Annotated in this window: 16 protein-coding genes and 2 tRNA genes; 13 read left to right on the top strand and 5 right to left on the bottom strand. The window is 68.5% G+C overall.

The window, feature by feature from the left end:
- Positions 1-35: 35 nt before the first annotated feature.
- Positions 36-1526 (bottom strand): amino acid permease, encoded by a 1491-nt coding sequence (locus AB5J50_RS18005; protein WP_369259253.1) that lies wholly within the window; start codon positions 1524-1526, stop codon positions 36-38.
- A 216-nt stretch (positions 1527-1742) separates the two neighbouring features.
- Here AB5J50_RS18005 and AB5J50_RS18000 point away from each other — a divergent pair, with 216 nt between their 5' ends.
- Together AB5J50_RS18000 and AB5J50_RS17995 are read left to right on the top strand one after the other, a co-directional pair.
- On the top strand, positions 1743-2231 hold the full coding sequence (locus AB5J50_RS18000) for a ribose-5-phosphate isomerase (RefSeq protein ID WP_369259251.1): 489 nt from the start codon (positions 1743-1745) through the stop codon (positions 2229-2231).
- Positions 2232-2497: 266 nt separating this feature from the next.
- Entirely contained in the window at positions 2498-3307 is an 810-nt protein-coding gene (locus AB5J50_RS17995; RefSeq protein ID WP_369259249.1) for an Fpg/Nei family DNA glycosylase, read from the top strand.
- Between the two features lie 48 nt (positions 3308-3355).
- Here the strand turns inward: AB5J50_RS17995 and AB5J50_RS17990 are convergent, their stop codons facing one another.
- Positions 3356-4585 (bottom strand): GNAT family N-acetyltransferase, encoded by a 1230-nt coding sequence (locus AB5J50_RS17990; RefSeq protein WP_369259247.1) that lies wholly within the window; start codon positions 4583-4585, stop codon positions 3356-3358.
- 159 nt (positions 4586-4744) lie between these two features.
- Here AB5J50_RS17990 and AB5J50_RS17985 point away from each other — a divergent pair, with 159 nt between their 5' ends.
- On the top strand, positions 4745-5917 hold the full coding sequence (locus AB5J50_RS17985; RefSeq protein ID WP_369259245.1) for a PP2C family protein-serine/threonine phosphatase: 1173 nt from the start codon (positions 4745-4747) through the stop codon (positions 5915-5917).
- A gap of 379 nt (positions 5918-6296) precedes the next feature.
- Positions 6297-6752 (top strand): HD domain-containing protein, encoded by a 456-nt coding sequence (locus tag AB5J50_RS17980; RefSeq protein WP_327428708.1) that lies wholly within the window; start codon positions 6297-6299, stop codon positions 6750-6752.
- Between the two features lie 129 nt (positions 6753-6881).
- Here AB5J50_RS17980 and AB5J50_RS17975 read toward each other — a convergent pair whose 3' ends face one another.
- Positions 6882-8063: an acyltransferase family protein gene (locus AB5J50_RS17975; RefSeq protein ID WP_369259243.1), complete on the bottom strand. Its 1182-nt coding sequence runs from the start codon at positions 8061-8063 to the stop codon at positions 6882-6884.
- 624 nt (positions 8064-8687) lie between these two features.
- Here AB5J50_RS17975 and AB5J50_RS17970 point away from each other — a divergent pair.
- The 3 genes from AB5J50_RS17970 to AB5J50_RS17960 all read left to right on the top strand — a co-directional run bounded on the left by AB5J50_RS17970 (position 8688) and on the right by AB5J50_RS17960 (position 11743).
- A complete protein-coding gene (locus AB5J50_RS17970) occupies positions 8688-8882 on the top strand; it encodes a hypothetical protein (protein WP_327428706.1) in 195 nt (64 codons plus the stop codon).
- 111 nt (positions 8883-8993) lie between these two features.
- Positions 8994-11123 (top strand): PQQ-binding-like beta-propeller repeat protein, encoded by a 2130-nt coding sequence (locus AB5J50_RS17965; protein ID WP_369259241.1) that lies wholly within the window; start codon positions 8994-8996, stop codon positions 11121-11123.
- Positions 11124-11236: 113 nt separating this feature from the next.
- Complete coding sequence (locus tag AB5J50_RS17960) at positions 11237-11743, top strand: hypothetical protein (RefSeq protein WP_369259239.1); 507 nt, start codon at positions 11237-11239, stop codon at positions 11741-11743.
- A gap of 111 nt (positions 11744-11854) precedes the next feature.
- Here the strand turns inward: AB5J50_RS17960 and AB5J50_RS17955 are convergent.
- A tRNA-Gly gene (locus AB5J50_RS17955) sits at positions 11855-11925 on the bottom strand.
- 153 nt (positions 11926-12078) lie between these two features.
- Here AB5J50_RS17955 and AB5J50_RS17950 point away from each other — a divergent pair.
- The 5 genes from AB5J50_RS17950 (at position 12079) to clpX (ending at position 17020) form a co-directional block, all read left to right on the top strand.
- Positions 12079-12155, top strand: a tRNA-Pro gene (locus AB5J50_RS17950).
- A gap of 190 nt (positions 12156-12345) precedes the next feature.
- Positions 12346-13746 (top strand): trigger factor, encoded by a 1401-nt coding sequence (gene tig, locus AB5J50_RS17945; RefSeq protein WP_369259237.1) that lies wholly within the window; start codon positions 12346-12348, stop codon positions 13744-13746.
- A 434-nt stretch (positions 13747-14180) separates the two neighbouring features.
- Complete coding sequence (locus tag AB5J50_RS17940; RefSeq protein WP_327435020.1) at positions 14181-14786, top strand: ATP-dependent Clp protease proteolytic subunit; 606 nt, start codon at positions 14181-14183, stop codon at positions 14784-14786.
- A gap of 106 nt (positions 14787-14892) precedes the next feature.
- Positions 14893-15573 carry an ATP-dependent Clp protease proteolytic subunit gene (locus tag AB5J50_RS17935; RefSeq protein ID WP_369259235.1) on the top strand — a complete coding sequence of 227 codons (681 nt, stop codon included), beginning with the start codon at positions 14893-14895 and terminating at the stop codon, positions 15571-15573.
- A gap of 160 nt (positions 15574-15733) precedes the next feature.
- Complete coding sequence (gene clpX, locus AB5J50_RS17930; RefSeq protein ID WP_369259233.1) at positions 15734-17020, top strand: ATP-dependent Clp protease ATP-binding subunit ClpX; 1287 nt, start codon at positions 15734-15736, stop codon at positions 17018-17020.
- A 194-nt stretch (positions 17021-17214) separates the two neighbouring features.
- Here clpX and AB5J50_RS17925 read toward each other — a convergent pair whose 3' ends face one another.
- The gene (locus AB5J50_RS17925) at positions 17215-18180 is read right to left on the bottom strand and encodes a hypothetical protein (protein WP_369259231.1); all 966 of its coding nucleotides are present in this window, start codon (positions 18178-18180) and stop codon (positions 17215-17217) included.
- A gap of 136 nt (positions 18181-18316) precedes the next feature.
- Between AB5J50_RS17925 and AB5J50_RS17920 the strand changes: the two genes are divergently transcribed.
- The gene (locus tag AB5J50_RS17920) at positions 18317-20941 is read left to right on the top strand and encodes a valine--tRNA ligase (protein ID WP_369259229.1); all 2625 of its coding nucleotides are present in this window, start codon (positions 18317-18319) and stop codon (positions 20939-20941) included.
- The last annotated feature ends 77 nt before the right edge of the window (positions 20942-21018 follow it).

Here is a 21018-nt window from a genome sequence, read left to right as displayed (position 1 = left end):
ATCACGACGTCGGACCCGACGTCGTCACCATCGGCTCAGCCGACCTTCACCGGATCCTCGTCCCGAGGCTCGTCGGCCACGGCGTACTTCGCGGAGGACGCGCCCGCCCCGAGCTTCTGTCGGATGACGGCGATGGCCAGGACCACCGCCGCGACCATCAGCGACAGCAGCACGGTCGTACGGCCGCTGCTCTCGCCCTCGGTGTCGGTGAGCATGTAGCCGAGCACGAACACGATCAGCGCGATCGTCGCCCAGGTCAGATACGGGTACAGCCACATCTTCACGACGAGCTTCTCAGGTGCCTCACGCTGGATGATCTTCCGCAGGCGCAGCTGCGAGAAACAGATGGCCAGCCAGACGAACAGGGCGACCGCACCGGAGGAGTTGACGAGGAAGAGGAAGATCGTCTTCGGGTACGCGTAGTTGAAGAAGACGGCCACGAAGCCGAAGACGACCGACGCCAGGATCGCGGCCATCGGTACACCGCGCGAGGTCGTCTTCGCGAACACCTTCGGCGCGTCCTTGCGCCGGCCGAGCGAGAAGGCCATGCGGGAGGCCGTGTAGAGGCCGGAGTTGAGGCAGGACAGCACCGAGGTCAGCACGATGAAGTTCATGATCTGGCCGGCGTTCGCGATGCCGAGGGAGTCGAGGGCGGCGACGTACGAGCCCTTGTCCTTGATCGACGGGTCGTTCCACGGCAGCAGGCAGACGACCACGAGGATCGAGCCGAGGTAGAAGACGCCGATGCGCCAGATGATGCTGTTGGTCGACTTGGTGACCGCGCGCTGCGGGTCCTCGGACTCGCCGGCGGCCAGCGTGGCGATCTCGCTGCCCATGAAGGAGAAGACGACCAGCAGGACGCCGGTGAGGATGGCGCCGGGGCCGTTCGGCAGGAAGCCGCCGTGGTCGGTCAGATTCCCGATGCCCGCCTTCTCGGCGTCGACGCCCGGCAGCACACCGAAGATGGCCAGCGCGCCGACGACGATGAACGCGCCGATCGCCACGACCTTGATCCCGGCGAACCAGAACTCGAATTCGCCGTACGACCCCACGGACACCAGGTTGGTGGCGGTGAGGACGACCATCACGATGAGCGCCCAGCCCCACTGGGGCACGGCCGGGATCCAGCCTTCGAGGATCTTGGCGCCGGCGGTGGCCTCCACGGCCAGCACCACGACCCAGAAGAACCAGTACAGCCAGCCGATCGAGAACCCGGCCCAGCGGCCGAGCGCGCGGTCGGCGTGCGCGGAGAAGGAACCGGAGGTCGGGTTGGCGGCGGACATCTCACCGAGCATCCGCATCACCAGCACCACGAGCGTGCCGACGAGGGCGTACGAGAGGAGGATGCCGGGTCCGGCGGTGGCGATACCGGAGCTGGAGCCGACGAACAGCCCGGCTCCGATGACGCCACCGATGGCGATCATGGACAGATGACGGTTCTTGAGTCCGGCCTGGAGGCCGCCACCGGGGTCTCCGGGGCCTCCGGGGCCGCTTGCGGCCTTTGTGGGGGTCGGCTGCGAGGTCATTGAGGGGAATTCCTTTGCGCCGGGTGAGCAGATTCCTGTGCGTTCCGTACGAGCGGTGTACGGGCCGGTCCAGTGAATCGGAGGCAAAGTAATTCGTGAACCTTTGATTCCAGATCGTTACTTGAGGTTTCCTTGAGGTTCTGTAGTATTGCTCACAGTTTTCGCTGATGGCACCCGGCGAGGCCGATCCGAAACGGCCGTGTCACACTCGGAACCATGCGCGTGTATCTCGGCTCCGATCATGCCGGTTTCGAACTCAAGAACCACCTCGTCGAGTGGCTCAAGGCCGCCGGCCACGAGCCCGTCGACTGCGGGCCCCTCATCTACGACGCCCAGGACGACTACCCGCCGTTCTGCCTCCGCGCCGCGGAGCGTACGGCGGCCGATCCCGAGGCCCTCGGTATCGTGATCGGCGGTTCGGGCAACGGTGAGCAGATCGCCGCGAACAAGGTGGCCGGGGTTCGTGCCGCGCTCGCCTGGAGCGAGGAGACGGCGTCGCTGGGCCGCCAGCACAACAACGCCAACGTCGTTGCCGTCGGCGCCCGCATGCACTCCGAGGAAGAGGCGACCAAGTTCGTCGAGGTCTTCCTGTCGACCCCCTTCTCCGGCGACGAGCGCCACATCCGCCGCATCGACATGCTCGCGGCGTACGAGACGACGGGCGACCTGCCGCCGATCCCGGCCCACCACCCTCAGCAGCCGTAACTTTCCAGGGCTCCGCCCCAGACCCCGTTCGGTTGTTCTTCGACCGCGGGCCCGTGGGGGCTGGCCGCGCAGTTCCCCGCGCCCCTGAAGGCGCGGGGCTTCGCCCCGCGATCCCCCGCCCGCCCCCCGTTTTTAGGGGCGCGGGGAACGGCGCAATCTTTTAGGGGGGTCTGGGGGCGCAGCCCCCAGGAACGGGATGGGACGGGTAGGGGCGGCGGGGGCGAGAACCGCTCTTGCCGGCAGGCGACAGACCACAGGAGGACCCCGTGCCCGAAGGGCACACGATTCATCGGCTGGCTCAGGACTACGGCGCGGCGTTCGGCGGTCGCACCGCACGCGTGACGAGCCCCCAGGGCAAGTTCACCGACGCCGCCGCCCTCCTCGACGGCTCGGAACTCACCACCGCCGAAGCCCACGGCAAACACCTCTTCCTCGGCTTCCGCGCAGCGGAGTGGATCCACATCCACCTGGGCCTCTTCGGCAAGGTCAACTTCGGCGACGCCCCCGCCCCACCCCCCACGGACACCGTCCGCCTGCGCCTCGCGAACGACACGACGTACGTCGACCTCCGCGGCCCCACCACCTGCACCCTGATCACGGACACCGAGAAGCAGGCGATACACGACCGCCTCGGCCCGGACCCCCTCCGCCCCGACGCGGACCCCTCAGCGGCATACCGCCGCGTCTCCCGCAGCCGTACGACGATCGCCGCCCTCCTCATGGACCAGAAGATCATCGCGGGCGTCGGCAACGTCTACCGCGCGGAGGTCCTCTTCCGGCACGGCATCGACCCGTACCGCATGGGCAAGGACCTCACTCCCAGGCAATGGGACGCGCTCTGGACCGACCTCGTGGACCTGATGCGCGAGGGCGTCCGCAACAACCGCATCGACACGGTCCGCCCGGAACACACCCCCGAGGCGATGGGCCGCCCGCCGCGCGTCGACGACCACGGCGGCGAGGTCTACGTGTACCGCAGGGCCAACCTGCCCTGCCACATCTGTGGCGGCGAGATCCGCACCGCCGATCTCGCCGCCCGCAATCTGTTCTGGTGCCCGGTCTGCCAGCAGGCCTGAACAGACGAACAGCCCGCTCTGGAACCCGTTGGAATCCGCTGGAACCCTCTAGAACCCGTGCGGCAGCCAGGGCGCGATCGCTGACGAGAAGGCCACGGACGCCTCCGCCAGCGCGCCCTGCCGCAGCTCCCGCACCCGCCCCGCCGTCGCCAGCGAGGCCAGGGACACCCCACCGAGATACGCCGCCCCCAACTCCCGTACGGACAGCGCGAGATCGGCGGCTTCCTCCGTACGCACGCACGACGCACCCTTCGCGTCACCGGTGAGCCGCCAACGCCCCTCGTTCCAGGGGCAGAACGCGTCCTCGACCTCGAACACCACGTCCACCGGCGCCTGATACGTGCGCGCCTCCAACGCGGCACCGACGTCGACGAGCCGTACGTGCAGCGAGTCCTTCAGCCGCAGATTGCAGCGCCGGATGTCGGACACCAGGTGCTGCACGTCCTCGTCGACGGGCCGGGCGCGGGTGCGGATGGTGGATGTCAGGTCGAGGCCGAAGAGGAACCGCCACAGCGCGGCCCGCGCCGCCGGGTCGAGCCCCTCCAGGTCGTTCAGGATCACCACGCCGTTGTGCCCGGTCGGCTCCCACTCCGGCTTGACCCGGAACCGCGTGTAGCCGACGACCTCGCCGTCCCGCTCCGCGACCACGCACTGCAACGGCGAGGCGCCGTCCCGGTCGCTCTCCGGGTCGAGCAGCCCCAGCCGCTCCCAGCCGGGCAGCCGCGCCAGCATCCCCGGCCGGCCCGGAACGAGCCGTGCGTACACCGCCTCGCACGCGTCGAGCACATCGCGCGGCACGGCGTACCGCAGTCGTACGTCGTCCGTGCCGGCCGGCACGGACAGTCGTACGCGGCTGGTGTCGATCTCGGCGTTGAGCTGCAGCGTCCCGATGCCGTAGCCGAACCGGCCGTAGATCGCCGGCTCCGACGCGGTCAGGACGGCCAGTGACTCGCCTCCGGCGCGGATGTCGTCCAGCTGCCGCCGCATCATCGTGGTCAGCACCCCGCGCCGCCGGTGCGTGGCCGCGACGCTCACCATGGTGATGCCCGCGGCCGGTACGGAGGCGCCGCCGGGCACGGTGACACGGAAGGAGAACGCGCCCGCCGTCCCCACGATCTGCTCTCCGTCCCACACGCCCAGGGATCGGTCGTACTCTGTGAGCGCGTTGAACAGCCCGCGCTCTTCGGACGACTCCGGCACCCCGCCGAACGCGCGCACCAGATTGTCGTACCAGACATCCCAGTCGGTCTGCTGCAGTACCCGCACGTCAGTCGTCATAGCCCATGCCTACCAGGGCAATGCGGTACGAGCGAGGGAATTTCCCCCGCCGTCGAGGCCGCAGACTGTGAAGTTCTCTGTGAAGTTGAGCGCTCGGACGGGGGACAAGTGGGACCTCCCGTGCCAAGCACCTGGTCCGATGGATAGGGTCCCGAACTAATGGCAGCAGGACGAGAACGGCGCGCGGAGGCCGAGACGTTCACGGCCCGGTGTAAGAAGCAGTGGCACCGGGCCCGCATAGGGCTGCGCAGATCCGCCGTCGACTACTTCCGCGGGGACGGTTCGGACTGGATCGCGCTGGCCGGTCTGCTGCTGACGATTCCGCTGATCGCGTCCACGACGCTGGTGAACTCGGTGTGGTGCTCACCGGCCGCCCTGGTCCTCCCGATCGTGGCCGGCGGGCTGCTGCTCCGCCCCGCCAGCCTGCTCGGTCTGTACGCGGCCGCCGCCACCGCGCTGATAGTGGAGTCCGTGAAGCTGGGCCCGTACACGGAGGGTCCGTCCCGGGTGACGCCGGGCGTGGTCCTCGTGGTCGCGGCCTGCGGCTTCTTCGGACTTCTCATCGCGCAGTTCCGCAGCCGGGTGGGTGTGCCCTGGCGGCGCGGCGGCACCATGCTCTTCGACCTGCGCGAACGGATCCGGGTGCAGAGCAAGCTGCCGAAGCTGCCGCTGGGCTGGCACCGGGAGATGGCGCTGCGGCCGGCGGGGGGCCAGTCGTTCTCGGGGGACTTTGTCGTGGCCGCCCGGACGAACGGGGGCCGGACTCTCGAAGTCGTCCTCACGGATGTCTCCGGCAAGGGCATGGACGCGGGGTCGCGTGCGCTGCTGCTGTCCGGAGCCTTCGGAGGTCTCCTCGGCTCCCTCGCGCCGCACGCGTTCCTGCCCGCCGCGAACGGGTACCTCCTCCGCCAGGACTGGGACGAGGGCTTCGCGACCTCGATCCACCTGGTCCTGGACCTGGACTCGGGCGATTACGAGCTCTTCTCGGCCGGTCATCCTCCGGGGCTGCAGCTCAGCGCGGGCAGCGGCCGCTGGGAGGAGAAGGTGGCGGAAGGCCCGTTGCTCGGTGTGTACGACGGTGCCCAGTTCGACCCCGTGAAGGGCTCGCTGCGTCCCGGAGACGTGTTGATGCTGTTCACAGACGGTCTGGTGGAGACCTCCGACCGCGACATCGTCGAGGGCATCGACCGCCTCACCGGCGAGGCCGACCGCTATGTGGCCGGTGGCTTCCACGGTGCCGCCTGGCACCTCATCGAGGCCGTGGCCAAGGACGTCAACGACGACCGAGCCCTCCTCCTGATCTGCCGCGAAAGCCCCACCCCCACACGCTGACGAACACGACGTCCTTCGCCCCCGCCGCCCCTACCCGTCCCATCCCGTTCCTGGGGGCTCCGCCCCCAGACCCCCCTAAAAGATTGCGCCGTTCCCCGCGCCCCTGAATGTCGGCTGCGGGTGGGTGGGGGCTGGTCGCGCAGTTCCCCGCGCCCCTGAAGGCTCGGGGCTGCGCCCCGTCGCCCCCGGCCCGCCCCCGGTCTTTTGTCTTTAGGGGCGCGGGGAACTGCGCGACCAGCCCCCACCCACCCGCACCCGACCCACAACCGAACGGGGTCTGGGGCGGAGCCCCAGAAGGATGGGACGGGTAGGGGTGGCGGGGGCGACAAACCTGGGGTTCTCCGGCCTGCGCGGCGCTGCGCGGGGAGACACTGGAGGAGTGACGCAGACTCTTCTGACCCTGGCCGAAGTCGAAGCCCTCGCCCGCGAGGCGCACGCCGCCCAGACCGACAAGGCGGGGCGGCCGTACGCCGAACACCTTCAGGCCGTGGCGGAGGGCGTCCGCGAGCGCGGGGGTGACGACGAACAGATAGCGGCCGCCTGGCTGCACGACGCGGTCGAGGACGACGCGCTCTCCGAGGACTGGCTGCGCGAGGCCGCGTTGACCCGGCGTACGAAGGAGATCGTGCTGGCGCTCACCAAGCGGGAGGGGGAGCCTCCGGAGTCGTACGCGCGACGCATCCGTAAGACCTCGGGCGCCCTCCTGGTGAAGGTGTCCGACCTGGCGCACAACGGCGATCCGGCCCGGCTGGCCGTTCTTGACGAGCACACGCGGGCGCGGCTGACGAAGAAGTACGCGACGATGCGTGCGCTGCTGGATCTGCCGCCCTACTGAGCCGCCTCAGCGGTAAGTCTTCCTGAGCTGCCTGTGCCGCCTGTGCCGCCTGTGCCGCCTGAGTCGCCTGAGCAGCGAAGTGCGGGCCCGGAATCTCCCGGACCCGCACTTCGCCGTGGAAGCAGGCGGTTACGCCCTGGCCCTCTCCCGTTCCCGGGCCAGCTCCGTCGCGTCCCGCTTGAAGGCCCACTCCATCTTGGGCTCCATCGCGAAACGGAAGATCCGCTGGACGGGCCGGGTGCACAGCACGGTGACGAGGGCGGCCGCGACGAGCGTCACGAAGACCAAGCCGAGCGGCTTGTGCAGCCACCCGTGGTCGAACCAGCCCCCGTACTCGGAGGCCTTGACCACGAAGCCGTGCAGCAGATAGCCGTACAGCGTGCCCGCGCCGAGCGCCGTGAACCAGAACGTGCGCCGCGGCACCCAGGCGAAGAAGCACGCCGTGAGCAGCAGCGAGCAGCCGAAGAGCGCGAGCGTCATCACGGCACCGGCCCACCACGGGGCGCCGAGGCTCTGAGCTGCCTCGCGGTGGTAGAACCACGCCGTGTTCATCCGGGGTACGGCCCAGTAGCCCACGACGAGCGCGACGGCGAAGACCGGAACCGACAGGATCCGCACCTCGCGTCGGCGCACCAGTTGGAAGTGCTCGGGCTTCATGACCAGGCCCAGGACGAAGAACGGCAGGAACTGCAGGACGCGCTGCAGGTCCAGTTCGGCGCCGATGTCGGGCGAGACGGAGGCGAGCACGGCGATGGTGAGCGCGAGCGGGAGCGGGTGGCGGACCAGTTTCCACAGCGGGGTGGTCAGCCGCCAGATGAAGAGCGCGACCAGGAACCAGGTGAGGTACCAGGGGTCGAGCAGGCTGATCGGGTGGGTGGGGTCGGGGGCGGCCCACCGCTTGAACAGGGAGTACGCCGTCTCGAAGACGACGTACGGCACGACCACGCCCGTCACCAGCCGCTTCAGCCGGTCGGGGCGCATGTCGAAACTGCGGGAGAAGTAGCCGGAGATGATGATGAAGGCCGGCATGTGGAAGGTGTACACGACGGTGTACACCGCTTCGAGGAGGCGGCTTTCGCCCTTCAGCGGCTCCCATGCGTGGCCCATGGCCACGAGCACGATCGCCAGATACTTGGCGTTGTCGAAGAAGGCGTCGCGTTGCTTGCCGGCGGGCTTGGCGCCCGGTGCCGCGGCACCGGTGGCCGCTCTGGGTGTTTGGGGCGAGCGCGGACTCGGCACTCCCGCCGCCGGCTGCTGTGCCGGGGGGAGCGGCGCTCTGTGGTGGCCGTGCGGTCGTAGCGAGTTCGTCACAGGCCCTCCCGCCAAGAACTCGGGGAGACGATCCAGGACCTCGCTGCGCATGCGGGGGACGTGGCGGCGTGGAACATCTGAGGCACCCTAGCGTTGTCTGTGTGTCTTCGTAAAACTCTCGACGTCATTCCTGCTTATTGCCTACGAGTACCCAGGATTTGGAGATGTCTGCGCGCCGGTTCGCAAGTGGTTTCGCATATCGATTTGCTTACCGTATGGGGCTGTTCTGTCCTCATTCATCCTGACTAAATGGTGCATAAGGCTCGCGGGCGACTCTGGTGATATGTCCGGTTCATTGCCTTTTAGTGACCCGTCTACAGAGTCTGCGATGTGCCTGTGGCAACAATTCGAATTACCTGCGAACAGGATGTGTGGACATGGCAACGGTCCCTCTGAATTTCTGTTGCGGGGCCCATGCGGGTGCACTCTCGAATTGCCGTACGGAGCCCCGGGGTTGGCCCGCCCCGAGGGGGTGCGGGTGGGTCGGCGGGGTGTGTCCGTGGCCGACGATGCGTCACCCGCCGCATACGAAAGCCTGGTTGGTGGCACGATGGTTCTGGCGGGGGTGCGAGGGGCTGCACCTCCGGGCCGGGAGAGCGGACCGACCGTAGGGTGTGATCAGTTGTGGCCATTTCGCTGTCAGTGGTGCTGCTGTTGGCGATCATCCTTGTGGTGTTGATCCGAGGGGGATCGATCAAGGCGGGGCCCGCCGTTGTCGCGGTGCTCTTCGGTTTCTTCCTCGCGTCGACAGGCATGGCTCCGTCCATCCAACGGTTCCTCGACTCAATAGCGGAGACGATCAACTCGATCAGCTTCTGAGCGAGGGGGCCCTGCTCGGACGAAGTCGAGAACTCGGGGCCGGGGAGGACGCGCCCGTCCCCGGTACTTTGACGGGCGTCGGGGGATTCGGAAACGGGGGAGCGTACGGGGATGGCGCTGCGCGAATCGGACCCGTCGGAGGTGGGCGGTTACCGCATCGAGGACCGCCTCGGCTCCGGCGGCATGGGCGTCGTCTATCTCGCCCGCTCCGCCTCCGGACGCCGTCTCGCGATCAAGGTCGTGCACGGGCAGTACGCCGACGACGACGAGTTCCGTACCCGCTTCAGCCGTGAGGTGGCCGCCGCCCGGCAGGTGAGCGGTGCCTTCACCGCCCCCGTCGTGGACGCGGACGCCGACGCGCCGCGCCCCTGGATGGCCACGCTCTACATACCGGGCAAGAACCTCGGCACCCACGTACGTGACCACGGCCCGCTGCCCCCCGACCGGCTGCGCGAGCTCGCCGCGGGCCTCGCGGAGGCCCTCCGTGACATCCACCGTGCCGGAGTGGTCCACCGGGATCTGAAACCGGCCAACGTGATGCTCGCCGACGACGGCCCCCGCGTCATCGACTTCGGCATCTCGCGCGCCGCCGAGTTCGGTGTCGCCGACGCGCTCACCCAGACCGGACGCGTGATGGGCACCCCGCCCTTCATGTCCCCCGAGCAGTTCTCGTCCCCGCACGAGGTGGGCCCGGCCGCCGACATCTTCTCCCTCGGCGCGGTCGTCGCGTACGCCGCCACCGGACGCGGCCCCTTCGACAGCCCCAGCCCCTGGGAGACGGCCACCCGCGTCGTCGAGGGAACCCCCGAACTCGACGGCATACCCAGCGAGTTGCGCCCCTTCGCCGAACTCTGCCTGGAGAAGCACCCCAAGTCCCGCCCCACCCCGGACGAACTCCTCACCCTCCTGCGCGACGGCACCCGCCCGGGCCCGCGCCCCGCCCCGGACGAGACCCCGGGCCCGCCGACCAGGCTCGACCGCCCCCGCTCCAAGCGCCGCCGCCGGCTCGTCATCGCCTCCTCCGTGGGCGCCCTGCTGCTGGCCGTCACCGCCTCGGCCGCGGTCGTACGACTCACCGGCGGCGGCTCGGTCCGCAGCGACCTGCCGCCGGGCTGGCGCGAGTGGCACGCGGCGGCGAAGGCGTCCGACGACGGCAGCGGAGCCTTCACCAGCTGCGGCGCCACCGGTACGTCACTGGTGTGCGCCGGGGACGACGTCAAGGCGGCCGGCTTCTCCCTCGCCACCGGCAAGCACACCTGGTTGCGGCCCGTCGACTCCACGCCGGACGACAGCGGCAGCGACGAGGGCTCGGTCCTCGGCGCCCGCGCCGGCCGCGTGTTCGTCTACGCCAACGACGAGACGGAGAAGACCAGCGACGACACCTTCACGACCGTGGCCCACTACTCGGTCCAGTCGGTGAACGCCACCACCGGGCAGGTGATCTGGAAGACCCGCGTCGGCGACGGCGAGAACGCCCTCGCCCCCGACCTGGAGGACGGCGGAGCCCGGGTCATCCCCGAGGGGGTCGTCGCCCGTGTGGGCGACGACGCACTGTCGTACGCCCTGCTGGACGCGGACGACGGCGCAGTCCGCTGGAAGCGGCCGATGCCCAAGGGGCAGACCTGCGTCGTGGGGTCCGCCGCGCACCGCGCCTACCTTGTCTGCCAGCCCGACGAAATGGACACCACCAGCGTGTCCGCCCTCGACCCGGCCACCGGAAAGCCCCGCTGGACGGTCACCGCCCAGGGCGCGCTCGACCTCCTGGGCCAGGACCACGGCCGTCTGATCCTCGCCGAGCCGACCCCCGAGACGCCGTATCGCGCGATCACGACCGTGGACACCACCACCCACCGGCTCCTGCGCGTACCGCTCGCGCGCACCCAGCCCGCCGACGCGAACGTCCACCTCGCACACGGCACCCTCTACTTCACCCTCGGCAACGGCAGCGTCCGCGCCGTCTCGCCCCGCACCGGCCACCAGTCCTGGGAGAGCAACTCGACGGTGGAGTTCCCGGGCCCGCCCCTCGCCTCCGCCACCCACGTCTACATCGCGTCCCCCAGCGGCCGCCTCGCCGCCCTGGACGTCCGCACGGGCAGAGTCGACGCCACCCGCCCCGGCCGCAACGACGCCGGCCCCACCAACATGGCGGACTCCGGCGCCCCCCTGGTCCTGACCGGCGACGCCCTGTACGTCCCGTACGGAATCCGCTCCGTCTACACCGTGGACGTACGCCACCTGTAAAGGCTGTCGATGCCCGTCGGCGCCTGTCGGCGTAGGCACGCCTCGGACAGCCGGTGCACGACCCGAGGCCTGCCGCCCGTGCGGAGCGTGGTCCGCTCGGCGACCCTGGAGGCATGAACAGCGCAAGCTCCGAGCCTGCCTCGGAGACCTCGACGGCCCGTGTCGACTACACCGGCGCTGTCTACGGGTCGCTGCTTGCCGCCTCCGTGGTGGTCGGCGCCGGAACGCTCGGCTCGTTTCCGAAGCTGGAACTCATTCTGCTGCTGCTGTGCACCGCTGTGGTGTTCTGGGCCGCGCACGTCTTCTCCCGCCTTTTCGGGGCCCGGATGGTGCACCACTTGAGCTGGGGCGAGATCGGCCGCGCGGGCGCGGAGGAGCGCCCGATCGTCGGGGCGGCCGTCCCACCGGCCTGTGCCGTGGCCATCAGCCCACTCTTCGGACTGGGACCTCAAGGGACGACATGGCTGGCACTCGTGGTCGCTCTGGTCGGACAGGTCGGCTATGGAACCCTCGCCGCCAGCCGCGCCGGCGCCTCGCGCGGCCTGATGCTGCTCGCCGGTGTGATCAACCTTCTCCTCGGGTCGATCATCGTCCTTCTCAAGGTCGCGATTCAGCACTGAGGGCCCGCGTGGGGGACACACCGACGTGATCACGGGCCCGGACATGACTGCCGGACATGACGGAGGGCCAGGCGAAGGAAACATCCTCCGGCCTGGCCCTCGGTCGTACAGAGCGGGCGACGGGAATCGAACCCGCGTAGCTAGTTTGGAAGACTAGGGCTCTACCATTGAGCTACGCCCGCAACAGGTCGCGCCGCAGGTCAGTGACCGCGGCACAGAAGGCATCGTAGCGGGTTGTGCCCCCTCAACGCACACCCCGTTTCCCCGCCGCAGGGACGCTCGGGAAATGCGGCAGCCGCACTGCCTGCGGGCATGTACCCTACGTGTCGCACCGACGGGGTGTGGCGCAGCTTGGTAGCGCGTCCGCTTTGGGAGCGGAAGGCCGTGGGTTCAAATCCCGCCACCCCGACCATCAGTCCGACCATCAGTGAAGATCGCCTTTTGGGGCGCGTACCGGCTGCGGTTACTATGCAAGCTGCGCGCCCGTGTGTCTGCACTGTTACGACGTCTCTCAAGGGCCGCGAATCTTGCCGAAGGACTGTCCGACCGGACAGAGCACCTTGGCAGAACCCCAAGAAGTCAGCCCCCAAGGAGACCGAACCGTGAAGAGCGCCGTGGAGACCCTGAACCCGACCCGGGTTCGGCTCAGCATTGAGGTGCCCTTCGAGGAGCTCAAGGACAGCCTCGACGCGGCGTACAAGAAGATCAACCAGCAGGTCACGGTGAAGGGCTTCCGGAAGGGCAAGATCCCGGCGCGCGTCATCGACCAGCGGTTCGGTCGCGGTGCCGTGCTCGAAGAGGCCGTCAACGACGCGCTCCCGAAGTTCTACACCGAAGCGGTCAACGAGGCCGAGCTGAACGTCCTCGGTCAGCCCGAGGTCGACATCACCGAGCTGAAGGACGGCGAGACGCTGAACTTCACCGCTGAGGTCGACGTCCGCCCGACCATCGAGATCCCGGACTACTCCGGCATCGAGGTCGAGGTCGACGCCATCGAGGTCAGCGACGAGGACGTCGAGAAGGCCGTCACCGAGCTGCGCGAGCGCTTCGCGTCGACCTCCCCGGTCGAGCGCGCCGCCCAGGACGGCGACGTCGTCACCCTCGACCTGGAGGCCAAGGTCGACGGCGAGGTGCTGGAGGACGGCGTCGCGTCCGGCGTCTCCTACACCATCGGTTCCGGCGAGCTGCTCGACGGCATCGACGAGGCCGTGAAGGGCCTGGAGGCCGGTGGCGAGGCCACCTTCGCCTCCGAGCTCAAGGGCGGCTCCGCGGCCGGCAAGGAGGCCGAGGTCGCCGTCAAGGTCACCCAGGTCGCCGCGCGCGAACTGCCCGAGCTGGACGACGACTTCGCGCAGCTCGCCTCCGAGTTCGACACCCTCGACGAGCTCAAGGCGGACAGCCGCAAGCGCCTCGAGAACATGAAGCAGTACGACCAGGCCACGCAGGCCCAGGAGCGCGTCCTGGAGAAGCTGCTTGAGCTCGTCGAGGTGCCCGTCCCCGAGAAGCTGCTCGAGGACGAGATCAACACCCGCAAGCACAACCTTGAGCACCACCAGCTCGGCCAGATGGGCCTCGACCTCGCGAAGTACCTGGAGATCCAGGGCAAGACCGAGGAAGAGTTCGACGCCGAGACCAAGGAAGCCGCGGTCAAGGGCATCAAGACGCAGTTCGTCCTGGACGAGCTCGTCAACAAGGAGAAGCTGAACGTCAACCAGGAGGAGCTCACCGAGCACCTCATGCGGCGCGCGGCCTCCTCCGGCATGTCCCCCGACCAGTTCGCCCAGGCCGTCGTCGAGGGCGGCCAGGTCCCGATGCTCGTCGGCGAGGTCGCCCGCGGCAAGGCCCTCGCGGTCGTCGTCGAGGCCGCCACGGTCAAGGACACCAACGGCGAGATCGTCGACCTGGACGACGAGGACGAGACGGAGACGGCCACCGAGGTCGCCGCCGACGTCACCGACGGCGAGGCCACCGAGGGCTCCGCCGAGGAGACCACTGAGGCCTGATCGCCTCGCTTGTACGCCGCGACGGGCCCCCGGGGACTTTGTGTCCCCGGGGGCCCGTCGTCTTTGGCTTTTGGGGGCGCGGGGAACTGCGCGAGCAACCCACGACAAGCCGCACCCGCCGATGAACCGCCCGTGGCAGACGCGTGTGCGGCTTTGCGGGGGGTTGCTCGCGCAGTTCCCCGCGCCCCTGAAGAACCGGAGCCCAGGCCAAACCCCCGGTCAAACCCAGCGGAGCGCATGCGCTCACAGCGAACAGTTCCTTCTCCGGGATTCCCCGGAGGGGCCCGCGCGTTAGGGTCCATGAATACGAGGGCAGGGGAGTCCCCGAACGCCGCCGGGAGGCGGCACGGAACCCGGGGTCCCAGGCCCCTGCAGAAGACGTGAGACGGCCCGGCGCCGTCGTAAGACGAGCAGGTGGATACGTGACGAATCTGATGCCCACAGCTGCCGGCGAGCCTATCGGTGGTGGTCTCGGTGACCAGGTCTACAACCGGCTGCTCGGCGAGCGAATCATCTTCCTCGGCCAGGCGGTCGACGACGACATCGCCAACAAGATCACTGCGCAGCTGCTGCTCCTTGCCTCCGACCCGGACAAGGACATCTACCTCTACATCAACAGCCCCGGCGGATCGATCACGGCCGGCATGGCGATCTACGACACCATGCAGTACATCAAGAACGACGTGGTGACCATCGCCATGGGCATGGCGGCCTCGATGGGCCAGTTCCTGCTCAGCGCCGGCACCCCCGGCAAGCGCTTCGCGCTGCCGAACGCCGAGATCCTGATCCACCAGCCCTCCGCCGGCCTCGCCGGTTCCGCGTCGGACATCAAGATCCACGCCGAGCGGCTGCTGCACACCAAGAAGCGCATGGCGGAGCTGACCTCCTTCCACACGGGCCAGACCGTGGAGCAGATCACCAAGGACTCCGACCGCGACCGCTGGTTCGACCCGATCGAGGCCAAGGAGTACGGCCTCATCGACGACATCATGCCCACCGCTGCCGGTATGCCGGGCGGCGGCGGCACCGGGGCGGCGTAAGCCCCTCAGCGCCCCCAGGGCGGCGCCGGGCCCCACCGGGCCACCGGGTCCCTCCAGCGCCCCCAGCCGACCGCTCAGCCCTTTTTCAGGCTCTTCAGGAGACACAGTGAACGACTTCCCCGGCAGCGGCCTCTACGCCCGCACGCAGGCCGAGTACACCGGTCCTCGTGCGGAGTCCCGCTACGTCATCCCGCGCTTCGTCGAGCGCACCTCGCAGGGCGTGCGTGAGTACGACCCGTACGCGAAGCTCTTCGAGGAGCGCGTGATCTTCCTCGGCGTGCAGATCGACGACGCGTCCGCCAACGACGTCATGGCGCAGCTGCTGTGCCTGGAGTCGATGGACCCCGACCGTGACATCTCGGTCTACATCAACAGCCCCGGTGGCTCCTTCACGGCACTCACTGCGATTTACGACACGATGCAGTTCGTGAAGCCTGACATTCAGACGGTCTGCATGGGCCAGGCCGCCTCGGCTGCCGCGATCCTGCTGGCCGCCGGTACGCCGGGCAAGCGCATGGCGCTTCCGAACGCCCGCGTGCTGATCCACCAGCCGTACAGCGAGACCGGCCGCGGCCAGGTCTCGGACCTCGAAATCGCTGCGAACGAGATCCTCCGGATGCGTGCGCAGCTGGAAGACATGCTGGCCAAGCACTCGACCACGCCGATCGAGAAGATCCGCGAGGACATCGAGCGCGACAAGATCCTCACGGCTGAGGACGCGCTGGCGTACGGCCTGATCGACCAGATCATCTCCACCCGGAAGATGAACAACTCGGCGGTTGTCTGACGTACCGCTGTATCGTCTGCCGCTCCTTGGCGTGATTCACGACAATGTGAACCACGCCAAGGGGGGCCCGAACGGGGGGCTCGGCAAGGTACCGTCGGACATAAGGCAGCACCAGGAGTCGCTGGACCTAGGCGTCTCCCAGGCGAAGGGGAAGCACACCGTGGCACGCATCGGTGACGGCGGCGATCTGCTCAAGTGCTCGTTCTGTGGCAAGAGCCAGAAGCAGGTCAAGAAGCTCATCGCAGGCCCCGGTGTGTACATCTGCGACGAGTGCATCGATCTCTGCAACGAGATCATCGAGGAAGAACTCGCGGAAACGAGCGAGGTGCGCTGGGAGGAACTCCCCAAGCCCCGCGAGATCTACGAGTTCCTCGAGGGGTACGTGGTCGGCCAGGAGTCGGCCAAGAAGGCGCTCTCGGTCGCGGTGTACAACCACTACAAGCGGGTCCAGGCCGGTGAGAACAGCACGGGTCAAAACCGCGACGACGCCATCGAGTTGGCGAAGTCCAACATCCTGCTGCTCGGCCCCACGGGCTCGGGCAAGACGCTCCTGGCCCAGACACTGGCCCGCATGCTCAACGTCCCGTTCGCCATCGCCGACGCGACGGCGCTGACGGAGGCCGGCTATGTCGGCGAGGACGTGGAGAACATCCTGCTCAAGCTCATCCAGGCGGCGGACTACGACGTCAAGAAGGCCGAGACCGGGATCATCTACATCGACGAGATCGACAAGGTGGCTCGCAAGAGCGAGAACCCGTCGATCACGCGGGATGTGTCCGGCGAGGGCGTCCAGCAGGCCCTGCTGAAGATCCTCGAAGGAACGACGGCCTCGGTTCCGCCCCAGGGCGGCCGCAAGCACCCGCACCAGGAGTTCATCCAGATCGACACGACGAACGTCCTGTTCATCGTGGGCGGCGCCTTCTCGGGCCTGGAGAAGCTCATCGAGTCGCGGGCGGGAGCGAAGGGGATCGGCTTCGGCGCGACGATCCGCTCCAAGCGGGAACTGCAGTCCAAGGACCAGTTCGAGGACGTCATGCCCGAGGACCTGGTCAAGTTCGGCATGATCCCCGAGTTCATCGGCCGTCTCCCGGTCATCACGTCGGTCCACAACCTGGACCGCGAGGCCCTGCTCCAGATCCTGATCGAGCCGCGCAACGCCCTGGTGAAGCAGTACCAGCGCCTCTTCGAACTCGACGGCGTGGAACTCGACTTCGAGCGCGAGGCGCTGGAGGCCATCGCCGACCAGGCCATCCTCCGCCAGACCGGCGCGCGAGGCCTGCGCGCCATCATGGAGGAAGTCCTCATGTCCGTGATGTACGAGGTCCCGTCCCGCAAGGACGTCGCCCGCGTCGTCATCACGGCGGACGTCGTTCACTCGAACGTGAACCCGACGCTGATTCCGCGCGACGCTCGCCGCGGGGGGCCGGGGGAGCAGAAGACGGCGTAGCCGTATGCGCACGACACAGATGATGCCCGGCACATGTGATGTGCCGGGCATCGTTCGTTCACGCCACACGGGCCAAGGATCGCGTCACGCTCGACGGCCGATCTGTCGAGCTGCCGAGCGGAGACGGGGTGTCCCACGAAGTCCGGTGGGACGCCCCGTCGTTCGGTCGTATCGCTGACCGAGGTGACCGAGGGTCAGATCTTGACGCGGACGTCCTTGCGGAGCTTGGCGGCAATCTCGGCCGCGGCCTCCGGGGTGCTCCCCTTGCCGGCCATCATGCTGGCGTAGTCGATCGGCATCACGAACCCGAGCGTGCTGTGGTCGCCCCAGATGCAGACCGGCATCGTGAATTCCTTCGGAGCGGCGCTGGAACCCGTGCTCGACGAGTCGTTCTTGATCTTGATGTCCTGGCACTTGAGGACGGCACCGTCGAGCGAGCTCGGGCTGTACGCCTTTGGGCTGCCGACGAGTTCGCCGTCCTTGGTGCCTTCCTTCTCCTGGTTCTTCTTCATGTCGGCGAACATGTTGTCGACGGTCTTCTCCGGGTCGTCGATGGTGCCGTAGACGCCGCCGAACGAAATCTGCTTCATCGTCAGCGGGTTGCTCTCGTCACCCGACTGGTACGCAGCGCTCACGTCCTTGGGGTTCTTCACCCCCCAGCCCTCAGCGTCCTTCAGGTCCGACTTGGTCATACCGTCGCTGCTGTCGCTGTCGGACTTCTTGTACTCGCCGCTGAGCACCGTCGCCGGAGTCGTCAACTTGTGCGGACCATCGTCGGCGACGTCCGAACCGCCACCCCCACCGATCACGAAGTACGCCCCAACGGCAATCGCGGCAACAACCGCCACCGCGCCGATGATCAGCCCCGTCTTCTTCTTGCCGCCGCCGGGAGCCGGCGGCTGGGGGACGCCGTAGGGCTGCTGGCCGTACGGCGGCTGCTGGCCGTAAGGGGGCTGGCCGTACGGGGGAGTCTGGGGCGGGACGCCCTGGGGAGCCTGCTGGGGGTAGCCGTAGCCGGGCTGCGCGGGGGGAGCCTGCTGCGGGTAGCCGTAGCCGGGCTGGGGGGCCTGCGGCGGCTGCTGGCCGTACGGGCCCGGCTGACCGTACGGTCCGGGCTGCTGGGGCTGCCCGCCGTACGGGCCCGGCTGGTTGTAGCTCATTACTGGGTTCCCCTCCAGAAACTTATGTGTTCCTGACATCCTGGCGCACAGGTCACGCGGCCAAGCCCCCGGGGGCCGCACCGTTACGAATTAATCGCGTTTCGGGACACGGGTGTGACGCCTCTAAACTGACCCCGTGACCGACAACGCTCAGCAGCAGCCGCCAGCATCCACTCCCGAACTGCCGACCCAGTACGCGCCGGCCGAGGTAGAGGGGAAGCTGTACGAGCGCTGGGTGGACAAGGGGTACTTCGCCGCTGACGCGAAGAGCGAGAAGCCGCCGTACACCATCGTCATTCCGCCGCCGAACGTCACCGGAAGCCTGCACCTCGGGCACGCCTTCCAGCACACGCTGATGGACGCGCTGACGCGCCGTAAGCGCATGCAGGGGTACGAGGCGCTCTGGCTCCCCGGCATGGACCACGCCGGTATCGCCACGCAGAACAAGGTCGAGCAGCAGCTTGCCGAGGAGGGCAAGTCGCGGCACGACCTCGGGCGCGAGGAGTTCGTCGAGCGGGTGTGGCAGTGGAAGGAGGAGTACGGCGGGAAGATCCTCGGGCAGATGCGCCGGCTCGGGGACGGTGTGGACTGGGACCGTGAGCGGTTCACCATGGACGAGGGGCTGTCCAAGGCCGTCCAGACCATCTTCAAGAAGCTGTACGACGACGAGCTGATCTACCGCGCCGAGCGGATCATCAACTGGTGTCCGCGATGCCTCACCGCCATCTCGGACATCGAGGTCGAGTACCAGGAGGACGACGGCGAGCTCGTCTCCATCAAGTACGGGGAGGGCGACGAGACCCTCGTCGTGGCCACCACCCGTGCCGAGACCATGCTCGGTGACACCGCCGTCGCCGTTCACCCGGACGACGAGCGCTACAAGCACCTCGTCGGCAAGCGGATCAAGCTGCCGCTGACCGACCGCTCCATCCCCGTCGTCGCCGACACCCACGTCGACCCCGAGTTCGGCACCGGTGCCGTCAAGGTCACCCCCGCCCACGACCCGAACGACTTCGCGATCGGCCAGCGCCACGGCCTGGAGTCCATCACGGTCATGGACGAGCGTGCCGTCATCACGGTGCACGGCCCCTTCGAGGGACTCGACCGCTTCGAGGCCCGTTCCGCCATCGTCGGCGCACTGCGCTCGCAGGGCCGGATCGTCGCCGAGAAGCGCCCGTACGTCCACTCCGTGGGCCACTGCTCGCGCTGCAAGACGACCGTCGAGCCGCGCCTGTCGATGCAGTGGTGGGTCAAGGTCGCCCCGCTGGCACAGGCCGCCGGTGACGCGGTCCGCGACGGCCGGGTCGCCATCCACCCCGCCGACATGTCGAAGCGCTACTTCGACTGGGTCGACAACATGCACGACTGGTGCATCTCGCGCCAGCTGTGGTGGGGCCACCGCATCCCGGTCTGGTACGGGCCGGAGGGGCAGATCGTGTGCGTCGGCCCCGACGAGGAGCCGCCGAGCGGCGAGGGCTGGACGCAGGACACCGACGTCCTCGACACCTGGTTCTCCTCGGGCCTGTGGCCGTTCTCCACGCTGGGCTGGCCGGAGAACACCCCCGACCTGCAGAAGTTCTATTCGACCGACGTCCTGCTCACCGGCCACGACATCATCTTCTTCTGGGTCGCCCGGATGATGATGTTCGGCCTGTACGCGATGGACGGCGAGGTCCCCTTCAAGACCATCGCCCTCACCGGCCTGGTCCGCGACGAGCGCGGCAAGAAGATGTCGAAGTCCTTCGGCAACGTCGTCGACCCGCTCGACTGGATGGACAAGTACGGCTCCGACGCCGTCCGCTTCACCCTCGCCCGCGGCGCTAACCCCGGTACCGACGTGCCGATCGGCGAGGACTGGGTCCAGGCGTCCCGGAACTTCGCCAACAAGATCTGGAACGCCACCCGCTTCGCCCTGATGAGCGACGCGACGGTCGAGGGTCCGCTGCCCGAGCCGGAGAAGCTGTCGGCGACCGACCGCTGGATCCTCTCCCGGCTCAACAAGACCATCGCCGAAGTCGACGCGTTCTACGAGGACTTCCAGTTCGCGAAGCTCTCCGACGCGCTCTACCACTTCGCGTGGGACGAGGTCTTCGACTGGTATCTGGAGCTGTCCAAGACGACGTTCATGGCCGGCGGCGAGCCCGCCAAGGTCTCCGGCCGGGTCCTGGGCGAGGTCCTCGACGTCACCCTCCGCCTCCTCCACCCGATCGTCCCGTTCGTCACGGAGACCCTCTGGACCACCCTCACCGGTGGCGAGTCGGTCGTCGTCGCGGACTGGCCGAAGGACAGTGGCTTCCGCGACGCCGCCGCCGAGCGCGAGATCGAGACGCTCCAGCAGGTCATCACGGAGGTCCGCCGCTTCCGTGCCGACCAAGGCCTCCAGCCCGGCCAGCGCGTCCCGGCCCGACTGACCCTCGACGGGACCGCGCTGGCCCCGCACGAGGCGGCCATCCGCCAGCTGCTGCGCCTCCAGCCGGAGGGCGACAGCTTCTCGGCCACGGCGACCCTCCCGGTCGGGGGAGCCACGGTGGCGCTCGACCTCTCCGGCACGATCGATGTCGCCGCGGAGCGCAAGCGCCTTGCCAAGGACCTCGCCGCGGCCGAGAAGGAGAAGGCCCAGGCGAACGCCAAGCTCGGCAACGAGGCGTTTCTCGCGAAGGCTCCGGACAACGTGGTGGAGAAGATCCGCACGCGGCTCGCCAAGGCGGACGAGGACATCGCGCGTATCCAGGAGCAGCTGAAGCGCCTCCCGGAGGCGTAGCCGCCCCGGTCGTACGCGGAGCGAAGGCCCCCGGAACCCCCGCGGTTCCGGGGGCCTTTCTCGCCCCCGCCGCCCCT

Source organism: Streptomyces sp. R35, from assembly GCF_041053035.1.
In the GTDB taxonomy this organism is placed as follows: domain Bacteria; phylum Actinomycetota; class Actinomycetes; order Streptomycetales; family Streptomycetaceae; genus Streptomyces; species Streptomyces lutosisoli.
The sequence above is the reverse complement of the archived record's forward strand: the minus strand, read 5'-3'. Positions and strand labels throughout refer to the sequence as shown.